We start from the raw sequence: 25,703 nt of genomic DNA, 5'->3' as shown, positions 1-25,703 counted from the left end.
CAGCCCGGCAGGGTCAGTCAGTCCTGAAAGGTCTCGTCCAGCACCAGGGCTTCCCGGTAGGCTTCCAGAAGCAGGGAATTGATCCGGCGAAGGGTCTGGGCGGCCATACGTTCAGCCAGCGTTGCCGCATCGTGCCGGTGCTGCGATTCGAGGCGGTTCAGCAGCATCCGCACGTCACACATGGCATTGCTGAGCGCGGCCACGTCCGCGCGCAGGGATTCAAGGCCCGGGTAGTTCATGCCGCCTCCGGATAATCAGGGTAAAACGTACCGTCATTGGCCGCTGGCATCCTTCTCGCCCGTTCAACCTGTGCCAGACGGCGAACGCCGGCGGCGTGGTACTGCTCAAGCATCTCGATCCCGATATAGCGGCGGCTGGCTTCGGCGGCGGCCACGCAGGTGGAACCGCTGCCAGCGAAGGGGTCAAGGACAATGGCCCCCGGACGAGTGAGCGATTCGATCAGTGGTCGCAGGCTCTGCACCGGCTTTTCCGTCGGATGGTGTCTGTTGCCCGTGTATTTCCAGGGGATCACGTCCGGGATGGGACGGTCCGGGGTTTGCGGTCGCCCCTTCGCGAGCAGGTAAGCGTTTTCATGGGTGTAGCCCACGAACGTTGATTTGGAGGCATAACTCTTCGCAAAAACGATATGGCCAACAACGCGGAACCCGGCCGATTTCCACGCATTGAGAAACAGATCTGCGCGGTTCCATGCGTAAAAGCTCACCATCAGACTGTCGTTTTTTAGTACGCGGTACATTTCGTGGCACGCTGGCTGAAGCCATTCCGACGAATTGTCCCCGGCCAGAGTGCGGCCGGTACGGTCCTTAAAGCCAACCAGATACGGGGGATCGGTAAGAATAAAATCGACGGCACGTGCCGGGAAACGGGACATCACCTGCACGCAGTCACCCAGGATATAACGGGACATAAACACACTCCTCTCTGATATGCGGCACCCTGTTGCGCCGTGCCGCCACAAAAACCCGGCTCTGAGCGGAGGGCGCAGGGGCGACGCCGCAAGCCTTTCACGGGCTGAATGCGCCGTGAAAGGTGCGAACGGGTGAGGACGGAGACAACGTGAACCCTTGCGACCGCAGCGGCCGGGTTAGCGTGAAGGCACGGCGTTGAACACGCCGCCGGCTGGCGGCAGAAAGGCGGAGGGTACCGACATCTTTTGGTACTGATTCTGGTAGCTGAAGATGCCCCCCGTGTATGACAGAATGACCATAAGTACGTGTCAGTACAGCAATTTGTTGGATCATAAGCCTGGTATGTTTTGGGACGCCTCCGGCCGGTGGCGTTTTTTTTAAGTCCGATATATGGCAGGTGCGAATGGTCAGGAAGCATGCAACAATACAAGGGCTATAACTGAAGGGTTTTCTCTTAAAACGGATTGCATGATTTCAGGACACCCTGTTCCCGGAAGGTGTCCTTTTTTTCATCAGCGCCCCTTTACGTGGTCGATAGCGAACTGCAGTGTGTCCCAGTTAAAACCGATGCCGGCATCGTGGCTGCGATAACAGACACGCATGGCTTCCGCAATTTCCTCCTCCGACAGACTGCCATCGAGCGACAGAAAATCATCAGCCAGCCAGAACGTTCCCATACACAGTGCGTCCGGCGGATACTGCTGTAACCGCGCGATGAGAGCTGCCACGGTGACACCCTCGCGGCTGGAGGATAGCGACGGCAACACGCGATCGGCAATGTCATTCCAGCACCATTCTTCGTCCTCCGGAACTGCCTCGTGAATAGTGCAGGTTTCTACACCCGGCATCAGGGAAAGCTGCTCCAGCACCTCACCCAGGTAGAGTCGTTCCCCGCTGGCATCCTCACTCCACAGATAATGGTTGTTGATATACACGGCGAATGCGCCGTTATTGAGTTCAATACAGGTCAGTCTGAACATGGTTGTATCCTCAGCATCCGGCACCCTCTTGCGCCGTGCCGCCACAAAAACCCGGCGAAAAGCGGAGGGCGCAGGGGCGACGCCGCAAGCCGCAGCGCAAGCCTTTCACGGGCCGAATGCACCGTGAAAGGTGCGAACGGGTGAGGACGGAGACATCGTGAACCCTTGTGACCGCAGCGGCCGGGTTAGCGTGAAGGCACGGCGTTGAACATTCCACTGAGAGGAGGGAAACGAAGGGGGAGTTCACTCCCATTTTGCATAACTACAGGGTACTCTGTTCCGGAATGTTGTCGGTACTCCTTTTCATGTCGCCAGCAGCCAGTGTGATATTCACTACCCATGACCCGCTGGATACCCGTAATACATGGGTAGATGAGCAAATATCATACTATCAAGCACGATCGCATTGATATTATTAAAGCTTTCCCAAAATCTGTCGTTAATAACTATAGTCCCTTATATTGCCAGAGTATTTTTTAATGACTGATAACAGCATCCCCGTAGACTTTAATTCCAGAGACGCATTTTCCCATTTTAAAGAATGTTTAAGGTTAGAAGTCATAAACCGGAATGGAGAAAAGAAATTTTCATGGTTTAAGGTCTTTCACCGTGTGCTTTTTAGCCATAAAAAGAGATTTTACTATTGGTGGCGACTTGCTAATTACATGAATCAGACACCGTCCAGACGATATCAGAAGTGGGCAAGGAAGATAAATGCTAATCTGCGTTGCAAATATGGTGCTGACATTAGTATCGAAGCGCAAATCGGTGAAGGCATGAAACTCAATCACTATGTAGGTATAGTTATCCGTTCTGAATGTAAGATAGGGAAAAATGCAAATATTCGTCAGAACACGACGATTGGAAGGAAAACGTCCAATGATGTAATCGGCATGACTGTAATTGGGGATAATGTAGATATTGGTGCTCATTCTTGCATCATAGGTGATATCCATATTGGACATAACGTAACAATAGGTGCAATGACATTTGTTAACAAAGATGTTCCCGACAACTCAATTATCTACAACCCAGTTACATCGGTAATAAAAACCAAATAATTTCAGAAAAAAGGTCGCAACCGCGACCCTTTTACAACCCTACCCTATGCAACTAAATAATCTAGAAAAATAGCTTACAATAACTATAACACTGGAACGTTAGATGGAAATTAAACATTCTTGATAGTTTCAGATTTAAAAAAATCTGGATTCTGTCGTCTATCAAATAGAAGTGCAGTGTTCTATTTAGCTCAGTGAGCAGATAAATTCAAAAGTGATGTATCTTAACGACTCCAGATATTAGCAGCACTAAAAGGTAATAAAGCCATCAAAATTAATGGCTTTATTGCCTTTAAATTAAAACAGACGCGCTTTTAAAATCAATTTATTTTGCGTTTATGGACAAAACTCGAATAAATTTTCTTCTCAAGTGCAATAAGGTTACGTGCCATACCTGTTACAGTGGTGACGTGATGACGGTTCAGCCAGTGCCTGACGAGTGAGTTGGGACGAATAACGCAGACTTCAGGCAGACAGAATTCGCTCATCCGGACCATACCATAATCACGATATACAACGAGGCCGATCGTCAGGACATCAGAGCTATATACCAGAATTTCTGTTAGCCATGCCTGCAGCAGCAACTCGCCTGGGCGGTACATTGGAGGAAGTTCCGGCAACACTTCCGCTGCGACGATAAAATTCCGGCTCGTACGTTCAAAAACATGAGATCCCTCATAACGGGCACCAGTATGCAGCAGAATAGTTTCTGCATCCCGCCACACGTCGCCGCAGATAACCCGCAGATCATCTTCAAGGACCATTTTCAGGTAATCATGGCACAGGCACTGAGACTCAGGGATACCTGATAAATTGACCTCAATGGAAATGTCGCGACCACAAACTTCCGCACTGATGGTTGCCTCCACCAAATTTTTATCGCACAACAGAGTTAAACCAGCCATCGCCTCTTTGCCGATACGGCCCCGCTCAATCATTGCCGAAATTAATTTCACAAGGGCATCCGTGGTCATTGTAGTTTTCATGGTCATCATCCAGCCATTCTCCTCGACATTAACTGTAAGAGCAGGCCAGCCGTGATTGTCCAGTATCTGGCATACACGGGTTGCAGTCAGAAGTGCATATAGATTCATTACTTTCTCCTTATTTTCTCTATTAGAAATGATTTCTTTTGCCGTCCGCTTTCTGGAGGCTGGTTGTTATCTTTTGCCATAAGCGAAGGGTGGCAACGTGCCATGAGGTAGAAGTCATGCCCCGGATGCAAAGCCGCAGCGCAAGCAACTGACCAGCGGGAAGGCGCGCGAACGGGTGCAGCAGCTGGCGGCTTGACTTATACCTGCACGGTGCGACCTTTTGAGCGATGGCAGGAGATAATCAAGAGGAGCTCTTAGGACTGCATGAGCGTGATTCTTCGTTAACAAACAGGGGATTAGGAAATGGTGAAATCAAAAACTTGAAAGTATGCTGAATAAGGCAATAATACTGTATATAAAAACAGTATAGAGGTGACTATGTTTGAATTATTGCGTGTTGATTGCGAACCGGAAATTATACCCATCCCTCTTTATAGCGAGAGGTGCCCGGCGGGGTTCCCGTCCCCGGCGCAGGACTATGTCGAAGCCGAACTTGACCTCAATGATTACTGTATATCCAGACCCAGCTCGACATACTTTGTGCGAGCTATTGGTAATTCCATGACTGATATTGGGCTACATTCTGGCGATCTGCTGATTGTTGATAAGGCCGAAAAGGCACACCACGGCGATATCGTTATAGCTGAGATTGAGGGTGAATTTACTGTTAAACGATTACTGTTGAAACCGAGACCAGGGTTACAGGCAATGAATCCAGCCTACCCCACTCTATGGCCAGAGCCTGAGCAGCTACAAATTTTCGGGGTCGTAACTGCCTTTGTACACAAAACCCGGGGACATGACTGATGTTCGCCCTGGCAGATGTGAACAGCTTCTATGCGAGCTGTGAGAAGGTCTTTCGTCCTGACTTACGTGATAAACCAGTGGTCGTTCTTAGCAATAATGATGGTTGTGTAATAGCCAGATCGAAGGAAGCGAAGCGGCTTGGGATCAAAATGGGGATCCCCTGGTTCCAGCTGAAGGCAATGCAGTTCCCGGAGAAAATCCTTACGTTTTCCAGCAATTATGAGCTTTACGCGAGTCTGAGTAACCGGGTCATGGCACATCTGGAAGAACTGGCACCCCGCGTTGAGCAGTATAGCATCGACGAGATGTTCCTGGACATTCGCGGCATCGATGGCTGTACTGACTTTGAAGATTTCGCAAGACAGCTGCGCGAGCACGTCCTAATCGGAACCGGACTGACAATTGGCGTCGGGATGGGCCCAACAAAAACACTCGCAAAATCAGCACAATGGGCTTCTAAGGAGTGGCCTCAATTTGGGGGAGTGCTGGCTCTGACCACTGACAATCTCCGTAGGACGGAAAAACTGCTCTCACTTCAGCCGGTGGAGGAAATTTGGGGGGTTGGTCGACGCATAGGTAAAAAGCTGAATACATACGGCGTTACGACTGCACTGCAGCTGGCGCGCATGAACCCTGCGTTTATACGCAAGAACTTTACCGTGGTGCTGGAGCGAACAGTACGCGAGCTGAACGGTGAGGCCTGTATATCTCTTGAAGAAGCACCGCCCGCGAAGCAGCAGATTGTCTGCAGCCGATCATTCGGGGAGCGCATCACGACTTACGACGCGTTACGGCAGGCTATCTGCCAGTACTCCGAACGCGCGGCTGAAAAGCTGCGCGGAGAGCATCAGTTCTGCCGGCACATTTCGGTCTTTATCAAAACCTCCCCTTTTGCAGTCAACGAAGCGTATTACGGAAACGTGGCCAGCGAAAAGCTACTCGTACCTACCCGCGACACCCGGGACATCATTAATGCGGCAGTAAAAGCCCTGGACCGTATCTGGCTCGACGGGCATAGATATGCAAAGGCTGGCGTAATGCTGAATGACTTCACCCCTACGGGAGTAGCACAGTTAAATCTTTTCGATGACGCTAAGCCGCAGGAACGAAGCGAGGAGCTAATGAAAGCCCTGGATGGCATAAACCATTCAGGGCTCGGGAGGATATGGTTTGCTGGTCGTGGAATTGCACCAGAATGGCAAATGAAAAGAGAGATGCTTTCTCCGGCATACACTACCAGGTGGTCCGATATCCCCAGAGCCTCAATTTGAGTATCAGAAGAGGCCTTTCAGTTTGATCCGGGCCTCTTCCAGTCGCCGCTTCTCATCATCTTCAACGATTTCAGGCTTGGTTGCAGAATCAAATGTCCCAGCCCCCAGTTCTGCAAGCACATCACGAATATTGGCCTGGGATGGCTTCCATCCCGTTGTCTGACTGAGTAAACCCACCAGGCTATCAGCAGTGAAACTCTTATCCAACAACAGTGCTAGTAAGCCAGGAAGCCGCGGGTCGAGGTGGTGAAGTGCTAAGCCGGAGATAAGCGCTTTCCTATATAAATCCCCTCTATCGTTCCGTGGGACAGAGTCAATAATGTCTAAAGACACATTATCCGCCACCTGGTCCGGATGAAGATAAACCGTTAACTTCTTCCGTTCCTCGCTCACAGTCTTATTCCCCTTTAAATGCAGCGATGGCTTCAACGAGTGATGTTTGCGGCGAATCCATCATGACAACCTTCGAGCCCAGATGATGCCATGCAGCTTTAACAGCATCCTCGATCAGTGGCGCACCGCCACCAACAATATAAACCCGGTTAACGTCCTTGAATCCTGCCAGGTCATCGACCACCTGGGCACCCAGTGTAGCGATCGCGCTATCGATGGTATCCAACACCAGTGCTGTCTTGCTTTCATCGTTAATAACCTGACGGACGAAGTCAGCGTTTGTACGCTGTTTGATAAGTTCATCGGCGACCATAGCGCTCGTGTTGCTGGATGCCATTTTTAACGCCGTGAGTGCAGCGTTCGTTACCAGCGATACGCCGATATCAGAGTTTCCATGTATCGCGCTGACAGAGTCGAACTGGCCAACGATAACGCCAACGTCGAGAGTTGTCCCCCCGAGATCAATCACCAGGGACTTTTCGTACTGCCCTACATTGTCTTTCACAAGGCGTTCAAATACGGCAGGCAAGGATTCAGGCATGACTTCGACGTGCTCAATGGTAAACACCTCGCCTTTATTCAATTTGACCGGACGCATCAGGTTGTCGATTTTCCTCTGAATATTCAGCTCATTCTTCTGACAATCCCTGGTGTAGAACTCACTGATAGGCAAGGTCACAGTCAGTGAGACAGGCTGAGGTTTAAGCCCGCTGTTAAGAAGTGCATGGTGAACCGCCAGAAGGTTTACATCGGTATATTGATACTCAATATGAGTAGTAAGAATGGATTCATTACTGACTTCGTCATAGGTGTATTTTTTACCTTCAAGCTCATAGTTGAAGGTCTGACGTACGCCCATACCTTCCACCTTCCACCCCTGACGAAAAGAGTTAGATGACAATGACTTATAAAGTTTCTTATTGTTGAGCCATGCAAGTTTTACAGTTGTTGAACCATCATCACAATACACTTTCATCCCGAACCCCTTGATACTCAAATTGAGAAAAATGTTTGAACTTAAGTGTCTAAACACTCAGATTGAGTATTAAATCATAAGTGTGAAATATTAAAACACAAGTATTATTTGTGATGTATTATAAAATAATTCACAAATCATACTTCATACTTCACATTTTTTTGATTGCAGTTATTGACTATAACTACGTATGTGACAAAATAAATCATACTTCACACATCACATTTATGAGGCAGAAATGATTACTGTCGTAGGTGGAAACAAAGGCGGCTCAGGTAAAACTACAACGGCGTCAAACTTAGCAATAGCTCTAGCCCATGAGGGCCACGACGTATGCCTGTTAAATGGAGACTTACAACGGACGGCCGCTAAACATCATGCTGAACGTGAAGCATCGGGAATAGAGCCAACATTCACGCTCATCGAAAAATTCGATAATCTGACACAGACCCTTCGAGGATTAGACGAAAAATATGATCATGTAATCGTGGATGTAGCTGGCAGGAACTCAAGAGAATTCATTACTAGTGGCGTCGTCGCAGATCAGATCATTGCACCATTACAATGCTCACAGCCCGACCTTGATACATTGACAGAACTTGCTCAGCAAATTGAAGCTATGCGAGATCTCAACCCTGAGTTAAAAGTCTATTGCTTACAAAGCATGGCGACTACGAACCCAGTGCTAAGAGGAAATGAGCGGAAGGAGTTTCTGGAGTACCTGGAAGAGTTTCCAACTATTGAAACGCTGCAAACAGTAATCTGTTTCCGCAAGGTCTATCGAGATTGCATGAGCAACGGAACTGGTGTCGTAGAAACGAATAATGAAGCGGCGAAAGCAGAAATAATGCAATTAATGAAAGAGGTATTCGGATAATGGTTAAAAAGCCGAGCCAGCAAGCGACTACCAGAACAGGTGTCACGGCAGAACAAGCTGAAGCCCTCGCGCAGCGCCTTGCAGATAAGCCCTACGGAGCACCAGAAAAACCGGAACCTGAAAAACAGTGCCGCACGACAATCTCGTTAGGGGAGTCAATGTTAGTGAAGGTCGAAGATATAGCACTGCGGAACAAGCGTAACGGGAAGGATCCTAAAAACGTCAGTGCAATAGTCAGAGAAGCCCTTGAGCTGTACTTTCAGAAAACTGGCGGATAAAAAGACACCACATCATAAGTATGATATGTGAAGTATGATTTAGGCCGCATTTGCGGCCTTTTCAATACCAAACAGTTCCTCATAGCTTGCAGAGAAGTTAAATGGCTCCTTTGAGTAATGCCACAGCATCAGCACCCGGCATCTGAAACTGTACCCTGTGCCGTGCAGCCACATCGAGCGCGAACACCTTCGTATACACCTCCGTCGAGCTGATGCTCTTATGCCCCATTAAACTCTGCAGCACCTTCAGCGGTATGCCTGCGTACAGCATGTGCATCGCGTAGGAATGGCGGAATGTATGGGGCGTCACCGGTACTGAGAACATCACCCCGTCGGCCGCCGCGGCTTCCACCGCTTCGCTGAGCCAGGTGCGGACAGTCCGGTCGGTAATCTCCCAGATGCGCGCCTTCTCGGTTCTGCCGCTGCGTTTGTTACGTCGTTCAAGAGGTATTTTCAGCGTGGCCACCATCATCTCCAGCTGACCGACATAGTTCGAATCAGAAAGCGGAACCAGGCGATGCGCCTGACTGCCGGCAGGCGAGCGGCCAGCCGTTCGGGCCGCTTTCTCCGCCCGCTGCTTGAGTGTGGCCAGCTGCACGAACGGGTAGGGCGGCGCCAGAGAAAAATCACTCCGGGTCAGCGCCAGCGCCTCGTTAATGCGTGCGCCGGTATTCCAGAGGGTTGCCAGCAACATCTTGCGGTGGAGATCGGGTACATAGTGGAGCAGGGCACTCACTTCCGGTGCCAGCAGATATTTCGGCAGTTCGTCCTGAACGAGCGCCATCTGGCGCAGGGCCAGTGCGGCAGGGTAGTCGATGGCCACCGGCAGCTGCGCGGCCGAAAAGGAAACGCCCTGGCCTGGTATTGCCGGCATCATTGCTTGTTGCCCCTGCCGGACAGGTATTGCTCTGTAAGTCGAGACAGTGCTTTCTGCGCGTAATCCTCGCCCGGGAGCACACTGATTTCTCCCCGGCGTTCCATCTCGGCGCCGATGGCGCTCAGGGTCGTCATCACCGGCAGCAGCCGGCGAAGCTGCAGGGCATGACCGCACGCTGTGCGGATACGATCGGCAAACGCATCCTCATCGCGGGAATAAGCCCCGGGCTCCGGCCGTACCCTGCCGTCCTTTTCTGACTGCAGCTGCTGGCACAGTTTCAGTAAGGCAATGACGTCATCGGCGCCCTCGTTTGCATGTGGAGTGTTCAGATGATCTGTTATCATTGATTTTCCTTTATTCCTCATTATCACCTTCAACGGCTTGAGGGCCTTTCCTCTTGTCATCTCGCAGCTTATTCACAATTCTGAACGTCGCCAGAGACTGAGCCATCAGCACCGCATGCGCATGTCGCCGCTTTCTTTCAAGACGCCACTCCTTCCAGAGCACATTCTGCGCCGACCAGGGAGAAGCATCGAGGCGAGTGTCAGGTAAGCCTGCGAACTGTCGCAAACGGCGCGACTGGATGATGGCTTTGAGGCCGAGGCGGGTGTACTGGTACTGCCGTGCCTCAAAAAATTCGTCGTAATCAGGAGGGTAAGCTTCAGCAGCGGCGATGGCGCGATCGGCCTCTCCCTGAATAACCGGCAATTCCCGGATGTGGTACATCAGCTTCGCCGGTAAAACCCGCCAGTCGCCTGTGACTGCGGAGTAACTGAGATTCGGAACAGTGGTTTCCGGTACGGTAATCCTGTCCTGATTTGAGTAGCCATGATCGGTTGCGACCCCGGCGCAGGCTTCGGCAAATTGTTCGAGCAAAAAGACAAGCTCTGTGGCAATAAAAAGTCGTTCACTGGCCTGTTTCGCTTCTGCCGCTCTTTCCTCACGCTTGCGGGTGAAGTAATGCGTCAGCGCGACGCCCCCGAGGGCCGCGCCAATCGACGTTACTGCCGTGATGATTTGAGGTGCCAGACTGGCGCCGTCCTTCACCACCTTCACGCCTTCGGTCGCAATAAACCAGTCAGCCATGTTCATTCCTTATTGTTAAATCCCGCCGGTCATACTGACGCCGCGCTACCACGGAACGGCTCAAAGGCCCGCATGGCGTCCGCCCTGGAGGGCAGCTCGATACAGTCCCCGCACTGCGGGTTAATCACTTCGTCAGTGGCCTCGTTATACCGCATGCGCAGGCGCCATCCCGTCTCGGGAGGCGTGTTCTGTATGGCCAGCACCATCCCTTCCGGCGACAGCAGCTCACGGAGGGTGTAGCAGGCGCCGATCCGGGTCGAGTCCCGCAGCCACATCACGGGGTACTCACTGACCAGCTGGTCATACACACATTCCGGCGTATGGAAGTAATTCCCGTCCGCCCTGCATAAATCACACATAGCCTTTCCTTTAATAAGAAGTCCCGCCCCGCTACCGGGCCTGAGTAGCAGGCTCCTTCACCGCAAACCAGCTGCTGTGCTGACCAAGACAGGCTGTGGCGTTAATCATCCGGCCACCGTTCGCCGTGATCATGATCTGCCCGTCCGGCCAGCGCTCAGGGACCCCGAGCTTCATGCCGGTTTCCGTGTTCACCGCATTCAGGCGACCATCGCGGGGGATGATCTCAATGTTGCCCGTCGGCAGGGAGCAGGAAACAATGCCCTTACCGTCACCGCGTTCCTGCAGGTAGCGGTAAAGACTAACTCCCGCGACAGTCAGGGACACAATAATGCCCACATTTATAATTTTCTTGATAAGCACTTCACTTCCTTTTCGCTGAAATAGTCACTCAGAGTAATTATGACGCGAGGCATAATCAGCTTCGCACAACCCTGCGTCTGTCACCCGGATGACTTTTCCCTTCCGTCATCATTTGCAGGCTGATAATAAGCAGACATATAGCCACGCCGTTAAATTACCGTAGGACCGTTTCCGGCAGATCCGACTTTTGCGCTATTTGACACTTTCCGGAAGTGTACCACGCACACGAAATAATCATATCGCTGTTTTCCTGTGTGCATCCCGGAGGGGAAGGGAAAAGGTCAGACACAACATATGGGGTGTCGCCTCGGCGGGAAAACGACGGTGACCACAATATATGGCCTGCGGCGGCCGCAGCGCGCCGGGGGCCGGAAAGAAGATCCGGAACTAGCTTTTTTCGGATCTGACCGGGAAAAGAGAGAATACAACATAGGTTCAACATATCTATATGCCGGGCATCTGCATAGGTGTGGCATACGCATATACTTACCATCTGCATATGCTATGACTATACATATGCTTTGCATCTGCATATACTGAACATAGTCATACAGGCCGGTCGGCCAGGAGGAAATGATGAGAACTGTATCCATTTTTAAAAACGGCAATAACCGCGCCATTCGTCTGCCCCGCGATCTGGATTTTGAGGGAGTGAGCGAGCTGGAGATCGTCCGGGAAGGGGACAGCATTATTTTGCGTCCCGTCCGGCCGACCTGGGGCTCGTTCGCGCAGTTCGAGAAGGCAGACCCGGACTTTATGGCGGAGCGCGAGGACGTTGTCAGCGACGAAGGACGATTTAACCTGTGAACAAGACCTATATGCTCGACACCTGTATCTGCTCGTTCATCATGCGCGAGCAGCCGGAAGCCGTCCTGAAGCGCCTGGAGCTGGCGGTGCTGCGCGGCCAGCGCATCGTTGTCTCGGCCATCACTTATTCTGAAATGCGCTTCGGGGCCACCGGCCCGAAGGCCTCCCCGCGCCACGTCGAGCTGGTCGACGCGTTCTGCGCCCGCCTCGATGCCATCCTGCCCTGGGATCGCGCTGCGGTGGACGCCACCACGGAGATTAAGGTGGCGCTGCGAATGGCCGGGACGCCGATCGGCCCGAACGACACGGCCATTGCCGGGCACGCCATCGCCGCCGGTGCCGTGCTGGTGACGAATAATACGCGGGAATTTGAGCGGGTACCGGGTCTTGTGCTGGAAGACTGGGTAAGATAACGCTGTAAAACAAAACAGGCGGTCTGGCGCAGCCGGACACTCTTTCAGTCAGCGGTATATAAAGGAATAAAAGATGCCTCTGATCACGCGGCTTATGCTGCAAAACTTTAAAAAGTTTCCGGAACTGGACCTGCGCTTCACTCATGACCGTAACATTCTGGTCGGGGACAATGAGTCCGGGAAAAGCACGATTCTGCTGGCCCTTGACCTTGTGCTGAGTGACAGCCGGCACCGGGTCGAGGCATTGGGTGTGGAATCGCTCCTGTCCCAGTCAGCAGTAAGGCAGTTTCAGGGGCACTGTTGCAAATAGTCGGTGGTGATAAACTTATCATCCCCTTTTGCTGATGGAGCTGCACATGAACCCATTCAAAGGCCGGCATTTTCAGCGTGACATCATTCTGTGGGCCGTACGCTGGTACTGCAAATACGGCATCAGTTACCGTGAGCTGCAGGAGATGCTGGCTGAACGCGGAGTGAATGTCGATCACTCCACGATTTACCGCTGGGTTCAGCGTTATGCGCCTGAAATGGAAAAACGGCTGCGCTGGTACTGGCGTAACCCTTCCGATCTTTGCCCGTGGCACATGGATGAAACCTACGTGAAGGTCAATGGCCGCTGGGCGTATCTGTACCGGGCCGTCGACAGCCGGGGCCGCACTGTCGATTTTTATCTCTCCTCCCGTCGTAACAGCAAAGCTGCATACCGGTTTCTGGGTAAAATCCTCAACAACGTGAAGAAGTGGCAGATCCCGCGATTCATCAACACGGATAAAGCGCCCGCCTATGGTCGCGCGCTTGCTCTGCTCAAACGCGAAGGCCGGTGCCCGTCTGACGTTGAACACCGACAGATTAAGTACCGGAACAACGTGATTGAATGCGATCATGGCAAACTGAAACGGATAATCGGCGCCACGCTGGGATTTAAATCCATGAAGACGGCTTACGCCACCATCAAAGGTATTGAGGTGATGCGTGCACTACGCAAAGGCCAGGCCTCAGCATTTTATTATGGTGATCCCCTGGGCGAAATGCGCCTGGTAAGCAGAGTTTTTGAAATGTAAGGCCTTTGAATAAGACAAAAGGCTGCCTCATCGCTAACTTTGCAACAGTGCCCACCGTTGAACGTCACATCCGGGGCAAATGGGCCTGCGACAGCTGCGAGACGTTGATCCAGGCACCGGTGCCACCGCAGGTGATCGACAAAGGCATCCCCACCGCTGGCCTGCTGGCCCAGGTGCTGGTGGCCAAGTATGCCGACCATCTGCCGCTGTACCGTCAGGAACGCATGTTCGGCCGTGCCGGCCTGGAAATCCCGCGCTCCACCCTGGCCGAATGGGTGGGTGCCTGTGGTGTGCAGTTGCAGCCGCTGGTGGATGCGTTGAGAAATACTCTGCTGGAACACAGTGTTCTGCATGCCGATGAAACCCCGGTCAGCATGCTGGCCCCGGGCAAGAAGAAAACCCACAAGGCCTACGTCTGGGCCTACTGCACCACACCGTTTGCCGACCTGAAGGCAGCTATTTACGACTTCGCACCCAGCCGTGCAGGCGAACACGCCCGAACCTTCCTGGGTGACTGGCGGGGCAAGCTGGTCTGTGATGATTACGCTGGCTACAAGGCCGGGTTCGGCAACGGCATTACCGAAATCGGCTGTATGGCCCACGCCCGGCGCAAGTTCTATGACCTGCACGAGGCCAACAAGAGCGAATTGGCGGCCAAGGCCTTGGAATACATCGGTGGACTCTACGAGATCGAGCGGGAAACCAAAGATCTGCCACCGGATATGCGGCGGGAAATCCGGCAAACCAAAGCCAAACCCCTTGCCGATGCGCTGCATCAGTGGATGCTGGCCCATCGCCAGAAAGTGCCGGATGGCTCCGGCACGGCCAAAGCCCTGGATTACAGCCTCAAACGTTGGGAAGCGCTGACGCGCTACCTGGACGATGGCGCTGTGCCCATCGACAACAACTGGGTGGAAAACCAGATCCGACCCTGGGCGCTGGGGCGCAGCAATTGGCTGTTTGCGGGTTCACTGCGCAGTGGTCAACGTGCGGCTGCGGTCATGACCCTAATACAGTCAGCGAAGCTGAATCGGCATGATCCCTATGCCTACCTGAAGGATGTGCTGACTCGCCTGCCGACACAGAAGAACAACGCCATCGACGAGCTATTGCCCCACAACTGGAAACCGGCCATACCTAACAAGGTGTAGGCCGGACGTGTATGGAGAGCCTTCTTCGAAAGCTGGACAAGGTGCCAACTCTAGACGGCAGGATATGCCCTGGGAGATCGATGAGAGAAAGAGGAGGCCATAAGTAGAAAATTTCCCAAGCGACTGGTGGCTCGCTAGGCATACGTGTCGTGTTACTCCTAAGTTATTAGACACACTAGATTTTCCGGGCTTTGCTGGGCTGCGGGTGTCGCAGGTGTATGCCGCACGGAGATCGCAGTTAAACCTGATACTAGGCCGGCTCATGCACTAGCCGGATGTCGATTTCTCTGTCGACATACTTCCACTCCACCGAGGCCCGGAGTTCGGCCAAAAGCCTGTTAAAGCCCGGCTCATCAGACGGGGAATATTCGAACCACGTCAAGAAGTCGAAGGGTTCGCTCTCGCCCAGGTCCCGACAATGGTGGAGACGACGGGCCACAGCAGGGAGATATTGGAGCCCAATGTGAATGTGACGGGACTGCTCCTCAAAAATCTTCCGGCGTTCGTCTTGAGCCAGTCCCCACCATGAGGGGTTTTTCCGGATAGGGATCAGGGCGGCACAGGTGGCCTCTGCTCGACCCAAACTTGGCTGCTTCGCCACGAGACGATCCTTCTCTTCACGCACGACATAACGCTCGTTACTCGTTATCCCGCGAAGAAGCCATTTGGTGCCCAAAGGCTGCGGCGAAACAGAGCCAGCGGCTACGTCGAGCCGGGGGATTCCAGGGAGAGGGGCTCCCGCCACGGCATCCATCCGAACAACGCGCCAAACACCCGTTTCTCCACCAGCGAACGTAAATAATCGTGTATTCATCAGTTTCCTCTCAGGCCTTTCGCCTATTTCTCAGCCAACGCAAAACCGGCATTGCCCGGCGCAACCACTGAAACAAATATAAAAGGTTCGGGGCCAGAGTTCATTGCACCATGTACCTGCCCAGGTTTTGCGATCGCAATATCTCCAGCTTTAAGATGAGTGACTATGCCGTTACCTTGATGATATTCGGCTTCACCTGAGATAACCGTCCAAGTATCTTGGCCGTGAGGATGTACATGGGAAGCTATTTCCTGCCCAGGGTGGGCGTGCCAAACAACGACGACAGAGTCATTGGTTTCCAGAACAACCGAACGAATCGGTTCGCCGTTAGACGGACGAACATATTCATCCACCGAAAAAATCCGCGATTCAGTTTCTGCTCTCATGTTCACACCCATTTAAAACTGATTGGACACGTACTCTAAACGCAACTGCGCCTGGACAGCACATGAAGATATGTACCTAAGCGCCCTTCGGGAAAACTATGCTCTGGCGCACAGAGACCGTCAATACTCCGTCGTGGGTAGGCATGACATAACGGGAGGAGACGGGCGACGCTTTGGTCATATGTACATGAGAAGGTGGCTCGCCCGCTCGGCAGGGTTGTTGTCGATGGGCAGGTGTCCCCCTTTCGATGTAGCGGATCAGCTTTAACCAGTTGCTCGCAAGGCAATTGATTGCTTGCCCAAGGCACTTTGACGACGTGACCTGGGGAGGGGTTTTGTCCAGCCTAGCTTTCAGTTGCTCCAGGAAAGCCTGGCTTTGCGACTGGCGCGTCTGGTATCGCTGGGCATCGCCCGCCTCTTCCATGTCGCGCTCGATGCCGTAGAGCTTGTTGATAAGAGTCAGTGCCATCTCCGCTCGGCCGATCTTGCCCTTGGATTGAGTTTTCTGATGAACTTGCGCCGCGCATGCCCAGCAACCTATACGCTCGACGCCTTTCTGCCTCCAGGAGGCGCTGCGGCACCTCCTGGGTACGGCTAGCGGTGTAATTGAACAGGATGACCGGAAGATTTGGTGGGCCACCGCGATCTCCTCAGTAGCTATAGCCAAACAGGTTGGGTATGAGAAGTTCAAGGGGGGGCGAGCAAAGCCCCCGTTCCAATTGATTCTCTATTCCACACAAATGGCGATATAAGCCGGCGGGTGATGACGACCCTGGAAGCTCTGGCATCGAGAGTGGATGTCTACTCCATCGACGAGGCGTTTCTGGATCTGACCGGAATCGACCGGGTGGTAAGCTTCGAGCCTTTTGGTCGGCAGGCGATTTGGCTCAAGGTGGAATCACCGGACGGTTACGATACAACGGTCAACGCTTGCGCCTGCTGTCGATTGACACCCCGGAAACCTACAAGCCCAGGTGCGACGCCGAGCTGACGAAGGGCCGCGAGGCAACCGCACGCCTCCGCGAACTGGTTGCCAACGCTCAGCGCATCGAGGTTGTCGATTCCGGCCAAGCCGACAAGTACGACCGCCGCCTTGTTCACCTGCTGATCGACGGGCGGGACGTGGGGCAAACCCTCATGGCCGAGGGGTTAGCCGTTGAGTGGAGGCCCGGCCCGAATGCGTGGAGGGAACGCCGTCGCCACTGGTGCGGATACTGATCGCTTTTCAGCTTGAGCCAGGAGCGCCCCGCCGCAGTGATCGGCACTTGTGTCGATCCGAGGAGGCGCAAGAGCCACAAGCCCCTGATAGGACCACGTAACGCGGCCATGCCACTAGAGCACGGCCGCTTTTTTCTTTTAAAAACAAAAATATAAAAAAATCCTGTTGCTTGAGCCGGTGGTATTGTGGGCAACTGCCGACCTGTTGGCAGGGTGGGGGCAACCGCTCGCGGTTGTCCCTGGCCTGTCAATGGGGAACCGCGAAGCGGTTAGGCAGGTATCCGGCTTGCCGGATTGTCCATAATTCCACGGGCTGTTTTCCCCAGGGCTACACGTTTTATATATGTTTTTTTTGTTTTAAAGAGTTTTAGGGAATCAGAAGGCAAAATTTACCTTCATTATCAGTTGCTTATAGAACCCCTCGGTGGGTAATAGACGGTTTCCGGTGGGTAATAGACGGGGTTGGGTGGGTAAACGACGGAACCGGGTGGGTAATAGACGGACTATCCACAGGCTGGATCGCCGGATCGATCCCCTCCCGTCTATTACACACCCGCCTTGCGCAAACCCTGACCAGTAGTCGCCTCGCGCTCCGTCTATTACACACCGCCGCGCTTAGTATTCGCCTGGGTCCAGTGGGGGGAGAACCCCGGAGCTGCTGACGACTTCCCCGCGTTGCGGACGCTCGACCGTCTCGCCGGGTTTCAGCGGATAGCGCCGCAGCACTCGCCCGTATTCTTCGCTCGCCCGCTTTGCTTCCACGCGCACGCGGCCAGACTCCGAGTTGACGCAGTTCAGGTAATTTTCTGTGGCACTGTTGCAAATAGTCGGTGGTGATAAACTTATCATCCCCTTTTGCTGATGGAGCTGCACATGAACCCATTCAAAGGCCGGCATTTTCAGCGTGACATCATTCTGTGGGCCGTACGCTGGTACTGCAAATACGGCATCAGTTACCGTGAGCTGCAGGAGATGCTGGCTGAACGCGGAGTGAATGTCGATCACTCCACGATTTACCGCTGGGTTCAGCGTTATGCGCCTGAAATGGAAAAACGGCTGCGCTGGTACTGGCGTAACCCTTCCGATCTTTGCCCGTGGCACATGGATGAAACCTACGTGAAGGTCAATGGCCGCTGGGCGTATCTGTACCGGGCCGTCGACAGCCGGGGCCGCACTGTCGATTTTTATCTCTCCTCCCGTCGTAACAGCAAAGCTGCATACCGGTTTCTGGGTAAAATCCTCAACAACGTGAAGAAGTGGCAGATCCCGCGATTCATCAACACGGATAAAGCGCCCGCCTATGGTCGCGCGCTTGCTCTGCTCAAACGCGAAGGCCGGTGCCCGTCTGACGTTGAACACCGACAGATTAAGTACCGGAACAACGTGATTGAATGCGATCATGGCAAACTGAAACGGATAATCGGCGCCACGCTGGGATTTAAATCCATGAAGACGGCTTACGCCACCATCAAAGGTATTGAGGTGATGCGTGCACTACGCAAAGGCCAGGCCTCAGCATTTTATTATGGTGATCCCCTGGGCGAAATGCGCCTGGTAAGCAGAGTTTTTGAAATGTAAGGCCTTTGAATAAGACAAAAGGCTGCCTCATCGCTAACTTTGCAACAGTGCCCTTATTGAGGAGCATATCAGTGGCTCGGTTGCTGCCAGCGAACGCCCCGGATTTATCCGGTTGCTAGATCGCATGGAAAATGGGGATGTACTGATTGTCACCAAACTTGACCGTCTGGGTCGTAATGCGATGGATATCCGAAAAACAGTAGAGCAACTGGCGGCTTTAGATATTCGCGTTCATTGTCTCGCACTCGGAGGCGTTGACTTGACCAGTCCGGCCGGAAAAATGACTATGCAGGTAATTTCTGCTGTAGCGGAGTTTGAGCGGGATTTGCTGCTTGAGCGAACGTATTCAGGTATTGCGAGGGCAAAAGCGGCTGGAAAACGCTTCGGTCGCCCCCCCATCCTGAGCGAGGAACAAAAGCAAACAGTGACAGAGCGCCTAAATGCTGGCATCAGTATCAGTGCTATTGCCCGGGAATTTAATACCACCCGCCAGACTATCCTTCGGGTAAAGGCTGGATTGCTGCAAGAGTGAGCGGCTGGGAAGATTATAAAAAAATCAAATGGTTATTATGAAATAAAACAGCCTGCTGGGTTCTTTTCCCCCTATTTTTTATAAAAGAGTAGACAAAAGAGGTTCGCGACACTAATCTACCAACTAGATGATTGGTGCTGGTTACACCAGCTATACCTTTTATCAAGAAATTACAGGAGCCATTATGTCTACTACCGTTAAACCTTCTGCAGACGCAGCTGCGATCCACAATACCCGTGAAGCAGTTCGCAGCCAGCCTGGCCTGGGTAACCTGACTTTCCAGATGAAAGCCCGTTCCAGCGGCGGATTAACCGTTCGCACAGAGACCGGCGCCACAATCCAGAACGGCGTTATCGATACCAGCCGTGTGGGGAAATTTTCTAATATCGGTGATGAACCCGCAGGTTTACTCGGCACCGATACCGGCATGAGCCCGACTGAATACATCATGCAGGCGCTGGCTGGCTGTTATACCGCCACCCTTACCATGATGGCTGCTGAAAAAGGGATCGACCTGGACGGTATCGAGCTGGATCTTAATTTCGATATCAACCTCAACGGCTTCCTTGGGCTGGACAGCAACGTGCGTAAAGGTGCGAAATCTATTCGCGTCGATGTTCACCTTACGAGCAAGACCGCCAGTCGCGAGGAGTTAGAAGCGCTGGTCAGCGAAATGCAAAAGAATTCGCCAATCCACGATACTCTGGCTAATCCGGTTGAAATGATTACACGCCTGGCGTGATGTCAGAGATGTAATGCTGCCATTCAGAATGCAGGATGGCAGTGACGTTCAGCTCTGCACGATACTGAGTCAGTGATACAACTTGCTACGGAAAAATAGCAACAATATAATCTATCAACTAGTAGATTATATGGAGTAATTATGACAACCATGACACGGGAACGGCTGCTCAGCGAAGCAGAACACCTGATGCGCGAAAAAGGGTATTCAGTATTCAGCTATGCTGATTTATCAAAAATAGTGGGTATCACCAAGGCCAGTATTCATCACCATTTCCCGACCAAAGATATTCTGGGTGAGCAGGTGGTAATACAGGCGTTCTCTGATACACAACGCGTATTTGAGCAGATAGAGGCGACTGAGAAAAGCGCGGAGAGAAGAATTGCGGCTTACATCGATATCTTCGCGCAAAGCCATAAAGCTTCGCTACTGCCACTGTGTTGTGCGTTGTCAGCAGAGACCGCCAATCTGCCTCAGGCAATTACTGTACAGACATCACTTTATTTCGATATGCAAATCGAGTGGCTCACAAAAGTCGTCAGGGCGGGCATGGAGTCAGGTGAGTTTTCATCCCATGCCGAACCATCAGATATTGCTTTGATGATCATTAATGTCTGTGAAGGCTCAAGCGTAGTGGCGCATGCAACGGCCAGACCCGAAGTCTTCGCCAACAGCCTTAAGTATATAAAACTGCTTCTTAATACCCCTCATTCAGGAGAATGACACTATGCTGGACTGGAACAACTATCGCTCAGAGTTAATGCAACGTTTAGGCGAGTTGGGCAAACTGACCCCCGAGACCATGAAAGGCGTGGTTGCCCTGGGCAACGCAGGTAACAAAACTGACCTTTTGGGCGCAAAAGTGCGTGAACTCATTGCCCTGGCGTGCGCAGTCACAACCCGCTGCGACGGCTGTATTGCTTTTCACGCCGACGCCGCTGTGAAAGCCGGTGCAACCGACGCTGAAATTGCTGAAGCGCTGGGCGTGGCGATTAACCTCAACGCTGGCGCGGCGGTCATTCATTCAGCCCGCACTCTGGATGCCGTCGGTCAGGCACGCGGTTAAGCATTAATAAATTCCACGTTAAAAGGGCATTACTGCCCTTTTTTTATGTCCGCAATAGCCTGAGCATATACCGATGCAGGTTTCACACCCGGTATGCGTTTAACTAATTGCCCTTCATGAAATATCAGCACAGACGGCAGCCCCCAGATCTCGTATTTGGTTGTCAGCACCGGCGCCTGATCTACATTGACTTTCCCCACCTGAATATCTCTATCGAGCCGGTCTGCAAACTGACTGAACATTTCTTCGCTGGCCTGACAGGGCGGACACCAGGGTGCAGAGAAACGTACCACCGATATTCCTTTGTACTGCTCTATCTGGCGGAAATTATCTTCGTTATAAACTGTTAATGTACGCATGGTGATGACCTCGCAAAATGAGTGACAATTCAGGAATGGCTGCGTTATGACAAAAAAATACGACACACCCATTGACCTACCTACTAGATGGTTGGCATATTGCCACCCATCAGATGTTTATGCAACTCCAGTGCGCGACGTCCAGTCGATGATACTGCCGGGCTGTGCAAATCCCTGCCGGGATACTCCTTTTTGTTTTTTGTGAGGTATACGATGAGTAAGCTTTTCACCCCCTACAATCTGTCTGGCCTGGCGTTAAAAAACCGTGTAGTCATGGCACCGATGACCCGCACCCGCACCATGAATGACGTGCCGGATGAGGTCGTGGCTTTGTACTATGCACAGCGTGCTTCTGCTGGCCTGCTCATCACCGAAGGGATGCCGGTTTCAGAAGAAGGCCGGGGTTACCTTTATACCCCTGGTATCTACAACGACGAACACGTCCAGGGCTGGCGTAAAGTGACACAAGCGGTTCACGCCAAAGGTGGCCGTATTTTCGCGCAGCTCTGGCACGTCGGCCGTATGTCTCACGTCTCTCTTCAGCCAGGCCACATAGCGCCGGTTTCAGCGGGCACCGTTCAGGCGGTCAATACCACCGTTTTTGCGCTGACCGAATCCGGAGAACCGGGCCCGGTTGTACCAAGCCAGCCACGCGCGCTGGAAACGCATGAAGTTAAACGCATCACTGCAGACTTCGTGCACTCCGCACGCCTGGCGATGGAAGCCGGCTTTGACGGCGTGGAAATCATGGCGGCAAACGGATTCATCTTTGACCAGTTCCTCAGTAGCGAACTGAACACCCGCACCGACGAATACGGCGGCTCGGTGGAAAATCGTCAGCGTTTCCTGCTGGAGACCATTGACGCCGTGGCGGAAGCCGTGGGTAACAGCCACGTTGCCGTGCGCCTGTCACCGTTCGGCCGCATTTATGACCTCGCGCCGTATGAAGGTGAAGAGCAAACCTGGTCAGCCATCACCGACGCGCTCGGTCAGCGGGAACTGGCCTACGTACACCTTTACTATCAGCCGGTGTACACCAAAGCGCCACTTCCGGAAGGCTTCCGCCGCCGTTTTCGCAACACGTTTAAAGGCACCATCATCGCTGCCGGCGGTTTTACCCGTGATATCGCAGAGCAGGCTCTGGAAGATGATGAGCTGGATCTGGTGGCATTTGGTGTGCCCTACATCGCTAACCCGGATCTGGTTGAAAGAATGCAAAACGGCTGGCCACTGGCAGAAAGTGACCGCGCCACCTACTACGGCGTCAGTGGTTCCCCGGAAAAAGGCTATACCGATTACCCGGTCTGGCAGGCGCAATAAATCCCATACGGTCGCGGTTCTCTGATAAGTGAGAACCGACCGCCCAACGTCTTTGAGGAATCATTATGCAAACGCTGAAACCCACCCTTACCATCGATATCTGGTCAGATTTGGTCTGCCCGTGGTGCTGGATTGCTAAAAAAAGATTTGAACAGGGTCTGAATCGCTTTGAATTTCGCGACCAGGTGGTGATCCGCCATCACAGCTACCGTCTGGCCGGTGGTACTCCCGCGATGCCTTTTAAGGATGCCATCGTTAAAAAGCTGGGCAGTCAGCATTCAGCGGAGCTGATGATGAATCAGGTGGGCACCGCCGGTAAATCTGAAGGTCTGATCTACAACTTCGACGGCATGATGTTTGGTGATACAGAAGATGCACACACCCTGCTGGTTGCCGCGCGTAAGGCCGGAATTGCGGACACGGTGGAAGAACGTTTTTATCATGGCAGTATCACCGAAGGTCGCTCTCTCTTTGACCGTCAGCAGCTCGTTGCCATGGCCGTAGAAGCCGGTATGCCGAAAGCTGACGCTGAAGCCGCCCTGGAAAATGACGATTTTCGCGCCACCGTTTCCGACGATGAAGCCCACGCACAGTCTATTGGCCTCAGCGGCGTTCCGGTTTTTGTGATGAACGAAAAATATGCCATCAGCGGGGCTCAGGCAGCAGATAACTTTTTGAATGCCCTGCGTCAGGTCTGGGATGAACAGCAAACCGAATTTTCAGCCACTGCGGGTCAGACCTGCGGAACGGATGGCTGCAGTATTTAATCCGTCAACCGCCGGCAGTTTCACGCTGCCGGCAACGTCTTACCCACCAGTAATGGAGTCAGAAAATGAACACTTTTTTCAAAGGTAAAAAACTGCTCGTCGTCGGCGGTACCAGCGGCATGGGCCTGGCCGTGGCACGCATGGTACTGGAAGCGGGCGGCAGTGTCGTGCTGACCGGGAATAAAAAAGACAAAGCCGAAGCGGTGCAAAAAGAACTGAGCCCTCTGGGACCGGTTGCGGTCATCGCGGCGAACCTGATGACCGAAGAAGGTATGGAAACTATCCGTCAGGAAATTAATGCTCACCATCACGATATCAGCCTGATGGTGAATGCCGCCGGTATCTTCATGCCCAAAGGATTTACCGAGCACAGCTTTGCCGATTATGACATGTATCTTTCGCTGAACCGAGCCACGTTCTTTATTACACAGGATGTCGTGAAGAACATGCTCGCCGCGAAGCTCGAAGGGTCTATCGTCAACGTCGGTTCGATTGGTGCTCAGGCTGCACTGGGTGACTCGCCGGCCTCGGCCTATTCAATGGCAAAAGCGGGTCTGCATGCCCTGACGCGTAATCTGGCGATTGAGCTGGCCAGCGCGGGTATTCGTGTCAACGCGGTGTCTCCCGGGATTGTTCATACGCCGATATACGAAGGCTTCATGGACAAAGCGGATATCGCAGATGCTATGAAGTCGCTGAACGATTTCCACCCGCTGGGACGCGTCGGAACTGCCGAAGATGTGGCAAACACTATTCTCTTCCTGTTGTCTGACAAAACCTCATGGGTGACGGGCGCTATCTGGGATGTCGATGCGGGCATCATGGCGGTCAGACGATAACCCCGTGACGCTGGCATAAGCCGCCCCTTAAGGGCGGCATTTTTTTGTCGCCAGACATGTCATCAGCAGGCTTCACTAAGAATATTCACGACCTGTTCATCCGTGCCTTTTGTGTTCCCGGCACAGGGTGTTATGCCGGGTTCTGACGACATCCTGACAGGACAAAACGGCCAGAGAGAAAGGGGTTATACACGATGAGGAGCCGGTATCCGCAGTACCTGTGAAATTCTTTTCATCCCTGCTGTCAGCATACTCCGTGGGCAGGCCAGATTTAACCGGATATATCCGTCCCCATTGTCGACAAACAGCAAGCCCCCTTCAAGAAGGACCCCTGACTCCCGGGCAAAATACAGCGATAAATCCTCACCTGCGGTGTCGGGCAGGTAGCGGCTAATATCTATCCAGGCCAGATATGTCCCTTCGGGGATCGAGAACCTGGTTTCGGGTAAATAGCTTTTGAGATAGTCGTGCAGGTACTGGAAATTGCCGTCAATATATTCCCTCAGATGGACAAGCCAGTCATCACATTCACTCCACGCCGCTTTGTTTGCTGCCAGGCTCAGTGGAGAGATGAACTCGTCGTGTCTGAGACGCCACTCGCTTCTGACACCGGGATCCGGAATAATGATATTTGCCAACAAATTCCCGGCCAGATTGAATGTTTTACTCGAGGACATGCAGGTAATAATGCGTGTAGAATCAGGGAAAAGAGAGGCGGCCGGTGTATGACCGATACCGCTTCGGGACAGGTCGCAGTGAATTTCGTCAGATATCACCCAGATGTCATTGGCCAGGCAAATTTCAATAATCCGCTTAAGTTCATCAGGCCGCCAGACTCGTCCGGTCGGGTTATGCGGATTACACAGGAAAAGAATTTTCACACGTAAATCGGCCTGACTGGCTTTGCGTGCAAAGTCTTCCCAGTCAGGTTCCCAGCCGCCTGCTGATTTTTTTAACGCCGAGTACACCACGCGACGCTGACTGTATTCACCCGCCTTTTTAAACGGGCCATATGAAGGCGTCATAATAAGAATACTGTCATCCATGTCGGTCAGAAGCGGGACGAGACGGTTCAGCGCGGGAATAATGCCCGGAGACAGCACAATGTCTTCCGTTTTGAAACGGTGACCATATTGTCGCTCACACCAGCTGCCAAAGATCTCATAGTATTCTTCGTCGTAGATTTTAGTGTAGCCGAGTATTTTTCTATCCAGACGGTCTCTGATGGCCTGAAGAATCGGCTCTGGTGTGGCAAAAGCCATGTCAGCAACCCAGAGGTTGATTAGCTGTAACGGCTCGCA

General features: G+C 52.7%; 31 protein-coding genes and 5 pseudogenes. 19 read left to right on the top strand and 17 right to left on the bottom strand.

The features are described from left to right. Positions 1-17: 17 nt before the first annotated feature. The 3 genes from ACQG03_RS22830 to ACQG03_RS22820 form a co-directional block, all read right to left on the bottom strand. Positions 18-239 (bottom strand): hypothetical protein, encoded by a 222-nt coding sequence (locus ACQG03_RS22830; protein ID WP_032650513.1) that lies wholly within the window; start codon positions 237-239, stop codon positions 18-20. Beyond that, on the bottom strand, positions 236-928 hold the full coding sequence (locus tag ACQG03_RS22825) for a DNA methylase (RefSeq protein WP_022650030.1): 693 nt from the start codon (positions 926-928) through the stop codon (positions 236-238). Before ACQG03_RS22825 ends, ACQG03_RS22830 begins: the two co-directional genes overlap by 4 nt. Positions 929-1,441: 513 nt before the next feature. Beyond that, positions 1,442-1,909 carry a hypothetical protein gene (locus ACQG03_RS22820; protein WP_032650512.1) on the bottom strand — a complete coding sequence of 156 codons (468 nt, stop codon included), beginning with the start codon at positions 1,907-1,909 and terminating at the stop codon, positions 1,442-1,444. Positions 1,910-2,388: 479 nt separating this feature from the next. Between ACQG03_RS22820 and ACQG03_RS22815 the strand changes: the two genes are divergently transcribed. Then, positions 2,389-2,970, top strand: a complete 582-nt coding sequence (locus ACQG03_RS22815; protein WP_050489293.1) for a serine acetyltransferase — start codon at positions 2,389-2,391, stop codon at positions 2,968-2,970. A gap of 320 nt (positions 2,971-3,290) precedes the next feature. Here the strand turns inward: ACQG03_RS22815 and ACQG03_RS22810 are convergent, their stop codons facing one another. After that, positions 3,291-4,064, bottom strand: a complete 774-nt coding sequence (locus tag ACQG03_RS22810) for a hypothetical protein (protein ID WP_032650511.1) — start codon at positions 4,062-4,064, stop codon at positions 3,291-3,293. A gap of 378 nt (positions 4,065-4,442) precedes the next feature. Between ACQG03_RS22810 and umuD the strand changes: the two genes are divergently transcribed. Together umuD and ACQG03_RS22800 are read left to right on the top strand one after the other, a co-directional pair. Further along, positions 4,443-4,871, top strand: coding sequence for a translesion error-prone DNA polymerase V autoproteolytic subunit (gene umuD, locus ACQG03_RS22805; RefSeq protein ID WP_032650510.1), 429 nt, complete (start codon positions 4,443-4,445; stop codon positions 4,869-4,871). Beyond that, complete coding sequence (locus ACQG03_RS22800; protein WP_032650509.1) at positions 4,871-6,142, top strand: Y-family DNA polymerase; 1,272 nt, start codon at positions 4,871-4,873, stop codon at positions 6,140-6,142. The genes umuD and ACQG03_RS22800 overlap by 1 nt, the downstream gene beginning before the upstream one ends. Positions 6,143-6,145: 3 nt before the next feature. Here ACQG03_RS22800 and ACQG03_RS22795 read toward each other — a convergent pair whose 3' ends face one another. Together ACQG03_RS22795 and parM are read right to left on the bottom strand one after the other, a co-directional pair. Continuing rightward, complete coding sequence (locus tag ACQG03_RS22795) at positions 6,146-6,535, bottom strand: plasmid partitioning/stability family protein (RefSeq protein WP_032650508.1); 390 nt, start codon at positions 6,533-6,535, stop codon at positions 6,146-6,148. A 4-nt stretch (positions 6,536-6,539) separates the two neighbouring features. Further along, complete coding sequence (parM, locus tag ACQG03_RS22790; protein ID WP_032650507.1) at positions 6,540-7,511, bottom strand: plasmid segregation protein ParM domain-containing protein; 972 nt, start codon at positions 7,509-7,511, stop codon at positions 6,540-6,542. Positions 7,512-7,749: 238 nt separating this feature from the next. Here parM and ACQG03_RS22785 point away from each other — a divergent pair, with 238 nt between their 5' ends. Continuing rightward, the gene (locus tag ACQG03_RS22785) at positions 7,750-8,388 is read left to right on the top strand and encodes an AAA family ATPase (RefSeq protein ID WP_032650505.1); all 639 of its coding nucleotides are present in this window, start codon (positions 7,750-7,752) and stop codon (positions 8,386-8,388) included. Then, complete coding sequence (locus ACQG03_RS22780; protein ID WP_032650503.1) at positions 8,388-8,666, top strand: hypothetical protein; 279 nt, start codon at positions 8,388-8,390, stop codon at positions 8,664-8,666. Before ACQG03_RS22785 ends, ACQG03_RS22780 begins: the two co-directional genes overlap by 1 nt. Positions 8,667-8,763: 97 nt before the next feature. On the opposite strand, the gene ACQG03_RS22775 is transcribed toward ACQG03_RS22780, so the two are convergent. The 6 genes and pseudogenes from ACQG03_RS22775 to ACQG03_RS22750 all read right to left on the bottom strand — a co-directional run bounded on the left by ACQG03_RS22775 (position 8,764) and on the right by ACQG03_RS22750 (position 11,969). Continuing rightward, positions 8,764-9,543 carry a site-specific integrase gene (locus ACQG03_RS22775; protein WP_032650502.1) on the bottom strand — a complete coding sequence of 260 codons (780 nt, stop codon included), beginning with the start codon at positions 9,541-9,543 and terminating at the stop codon, positions 8,764-8,766. After that, positions 9,540-9,887, bottom strand: a complete 348-nt coding sequence (locus tag ACQG03_RS22770) for a hypothetical protein (RefSeq protein ID WP_032650501.1) — start codon at positions 9,885-9,887, stop codon at positions 9,540-9,542. The genes ACQG03_RS22775 and ACQG03_RS22770 overlap by 4 nt, the downstream gene beginning before the upstream one ends. A 10-nt stretch (positions 9,888-9,897) precedes the next feature. Next, positions 9,898-10,629 (bottom strand): hypothetical protein, encoded by a 732-nt coding sequence (locus tag ACQG03_RS22765; protein ID WP_032650500.1) that lies wholly within the window; start codon positions 10,627-10,629, stop codon positions 9,898-9,900. A 29-nt stretch (positions 10,630-10,658) separates the two neighbouring features. Beyond that, positions 10,659-10,988, bottom strand: a complete 330-nt coding sequence (locus ACQG03_RS22760; protein ID WP_032650499.1) for a hypothetical protein — start codon at positions 10,986-10,988, stop codon at positions 10,659-10,661. A gap of 31 nt (positions 10,989-11,019) precedes the next feature. Next, positions 11,020-11,349 carry a hypothetical protein gene (locus ACQG03_RS22755; protein ID WP_032650498.1) on the bottom strand — a complete coding sequence of 110 codons (330 nt, stop codon included), beginning with the start codon at positions 11,347-11,349 and terminating at the stop codon, positions 11,020-11,022. A 149-nt stretch (positions 11,350-11,498) separates the two neighbouring features. Next, a pseudogene (locus ACQG03_RS22750) lies at positions 11,499-11,969 on the bottom strand (hypothetical protein). Here ACQG03_RS22750 and vapB point away from each other — a divergent pair. From vapB to tnpC, 5 genes and pseudogenes are all read left to right on the top strand, one after another. Beyond that, positions 11,926-12,156 (top strand): type II toxin-antitoxin system VapB family antitoxin, encoded by a 231-nt coding sequence (gene vapB, locus ACQG03_RS22745; protein WP_001261282.1) that lies wholly within the window; start codon positions 11,926-11,928, stop codon positions 12,154-12,156. The pseudogene ACQG03_RS22750 and the gene vapB overlap by 44 nt on opposite strands. Then, the gene (locus tag ACQG03_RS22740; protein WP_016236302.1) at positions 12,153-12,569 is read left to right on the top strand and encodes a type II toxin-antitoxin system VapC family toxin; all 417 of its coding nucleotides are present in this window, start codon (positions 12,153-12,155) and stop codon (positions 12,567-12,569) included. The genes vapB and ACQG03_RS22740 overlap by 4 nt, the downstream gene beginning before the upstream one ends. Positions 12,570-12,642: 73 nt before the next feature. Next, positions 12,643-12,861 (top strand): annotated as a pseudogene (locus ACQG03_RS22735) (AAA family ATPase); the annotation flags it as partial. A 64-nt stretch (positions 12,862-12,925) separates the two neighbouring features. Continuing rightward, positions 12,926-13,630, top strand: coding sequence for an IS6-like element IS26 family transposase (locus ACQG03_RS22730; RefSeq protein ID WP_001067855.1), 705 nt, complete (start codon positions 12,926-12,928; stop codon positions 13,628-13,630). Between the two features lie 53 nt (positions 13,631-13,683). Beyond that, a pseudogene (gene tnpC, locus ACQG03_RS22725) lies at positions 13,684-14,781 on the top strand (IS66 family transposase); the annotation flags it as partial. 250 nt (positions 14,782-15,031) lie between these two features. Here the strand turns inward: tnpC and ACQG03_RS22720 are convergent. From ACQG03_RS22720 to ACQG03_RS22710, 3 genes and pseudogenes are all read right to left on the bottom strand, one after another. Next, positions 15,032-15,595 carry a chlorite dismutase family protein gene (locus tag ACQG03_RS22720; RefSeq protein ID WP_001097412.1) on the bottom strand — a complete coding sequence of 188 codons (564 nt, stop codon included), beginning with the start codon at positions 15,593-15,595 and terminating at the stop codon, positions 15,032-15,034. Positions 15,596-15,618: 23 nt separating this feature from the next. Beyond that, a complete protein-coding gene (locus ACQG03_RS22715; RefSeq protein ID WP_001348195.1) occupies positions 15,619-15,993 on the bottom strand; it encodes a cupin domain-containing protein in 375 nt (124 codons plus the stop codon). A gap of 189 nt (positions 15,994-16,182) precedes the next feature. Further along, positions 16,183-16,619 (bottom strand): annotated as a pseudogene (locus tag ACQG03_RS22710) (IS66 family transposase); the annotation flags it as partial. Positions 16,620-16,911: 292 nt separating this feature from the next. On the opposite strand from ACQG03_RS22710, the gene ACQG03_RS22705 reads away from it, so the two are divergent. The 6 genes and pseudogenes from ACQG03_RS22705 (at position 16,912) to ACQG03_RS22680 (ending at position 21,117) form a co-directional block, all read left to right on the top strand. Further along, the gene (locus tag ACQG03_RS22705; protein ID WP_009486461.1) at positions 16,912-17,199 is read left to right on the top strand and encodes a thermonuclease family protein; all 288 of its coding nucleotides are present in this window, start codon (positions 16,912-16,914) and stop codon (positions 17,197-17,199) included. Between the two features lie 873 nt (positions 17,200-18,072). Then, positions 18,073-18,777, top strand: a complete 705-nt coding sequence (locus tag ACQG03_RS22700) for an IS6-like element IS26 family transposase (RefSeq protein WP_001067855.1) — start codon at positions 18,073-18,075, stop codon at positions 18,775-18,777. A gap of 52 nt (positions 18,778-18,829) precedes the next feature. Next, positions 18,830-19,309 (top strand): annotated as a pseudogene (locus ACQG03_RS22695) (recombinase family protein); the annotation flags it as partial. Positions 19,310-19,493: 184 nt separating this feature from the next. After that, positions 19,494-20,051 (top strand): OsmC family protein, encoded by a 558-nt coding sequence (locus tag ACQG03_RS22690; RefSeq protein ID WP_000108589.1) that lies wholly within the window; start codon positions 19,494-19,496, stop codon positions 20,049-20,051. A 141-nt stretch (positions 20,052-20,192) separates the two neighbouring features. After that, a complete protein-coding gene (locus ACQG03_RS22685; RefSeq protein WP_020277920.1) occupies positions 20,193-20,774 on the top strand; it encodes a TetR/AcrR family transcriptional regulator in 582 nt (193 codons plus the stop codon). A gap of 4 nt (positions 20,775-20,778) precedes the next feature. After that, positions 20,779-21,117, top strand: a complete 339-nt coding sequence (locus ACQG03_RS22680) for a carboxymuconolactone decarboxylase family protein (protein ID WP_020277919.1) — start codon at positions 20,779-20,781, stop codon at positions 21,115-21,117. 29 nt (positions 21,118-21,146) lie between these two features. Here the strand turns inward: ACQG03_RS22680 and ACQG03_RS22675 are convergent, their stop codons facing one another. Further along, positions 21,147-21,476, bottom strand: a complete 330-nt coding sequence (locus tag ACQG03_RS22675; RefSeq protein ID WP_426726160.1) for a thioredoxin family protein — start codon at positions 21,474-21,476, stop codon at positions 21,147-21,149. A gap of 213 nt (positions 21,477-21,689) precedes the next feature. Here ACQG03_RS22675 and ACQG03_RS22670 point away from each other — a divergent pair, with 213 nt between their 5' ends. The 3 genes from ACQG03_RS22670 to ACQG03_RS22660 all read left to right on the top strand — a co-directional run bounded on the left by ACQG03_RS22670 (position 21,690) and on the right by ACQG03_RS22660 (position 24,402). After that, positions 21,690-22,796, top strand: a complete 1,107-nt coding sequence (locus ACQG03_RS22670) for an alkene reductase (protein WP_006687059.1) — start codon at positions 21,690-21,692, stop codon at positions 22,794-22,796. A gap of 65 nt (positions 22,797-22,861) precedes the next feature. Beyond that, the gene (locus ACQG03_RS22665) at positions 22,862-23,563 is read left to right on the top strand and encodes a DsbA family oxidoreductase (RefSeq protein ID WP_020277918.1); all 702 of its coding nucleotides are present in this window, start codon (positions 22,862-22,864) and stop codon (positions 23,561-23,563) included. A 65-nt stretch (positions 23,564-23,628) separates the two neighbouring features. Continuing rightward, the gene (locus ACQG03_RS22660; RefSeq protein WP_020277917.1) at positions 23,629-24,402 is read left to right on the top strand and encodes an SDR family NAD(P)-dependent oxidoreductase; all 774 of its coding nucleotides are present in this window, start codon (positions 23,629-23,631) and stop codon (positions 24,400-24,402) included. Positions 24,403-24,587: 185 nt separating this feature from the next. Here ACQG03_RS22660 and ACQG03_RS22655 read toward each other — a convergent pair whose 3' ends face one another. After that, positions 24,588-25,664 (bottom strand): MalY/PatB family protein, encoded by a 1,077-nt coding sequence (locus ACQG03_RS22655; RefSeq protein ID WP_020277916.1) that lies wholly within the window; start codon positions 25,662-25,664, stop codon positions 24,588-24,590. Positions 25,665-25,703: the final 39 nt, after the last annotated feature.

Source organism: Enterobacter cloacae complex sp. 342H5 (assembly GCF_050030905.1).
GTDB classification, from domain to species: domain Bacteria; phylum Pseudomonadota; class Gammaproteobacteria; order Enterobacterales; family Enterobacteriaceae; genus Enterobacter; species Enterobacter intestinihominis.
The sequence above is the reverse complement of the archived record's forward strand: the minus strand, read 5'-3'. Positions and strand labels throughout refer to the sequence as shown.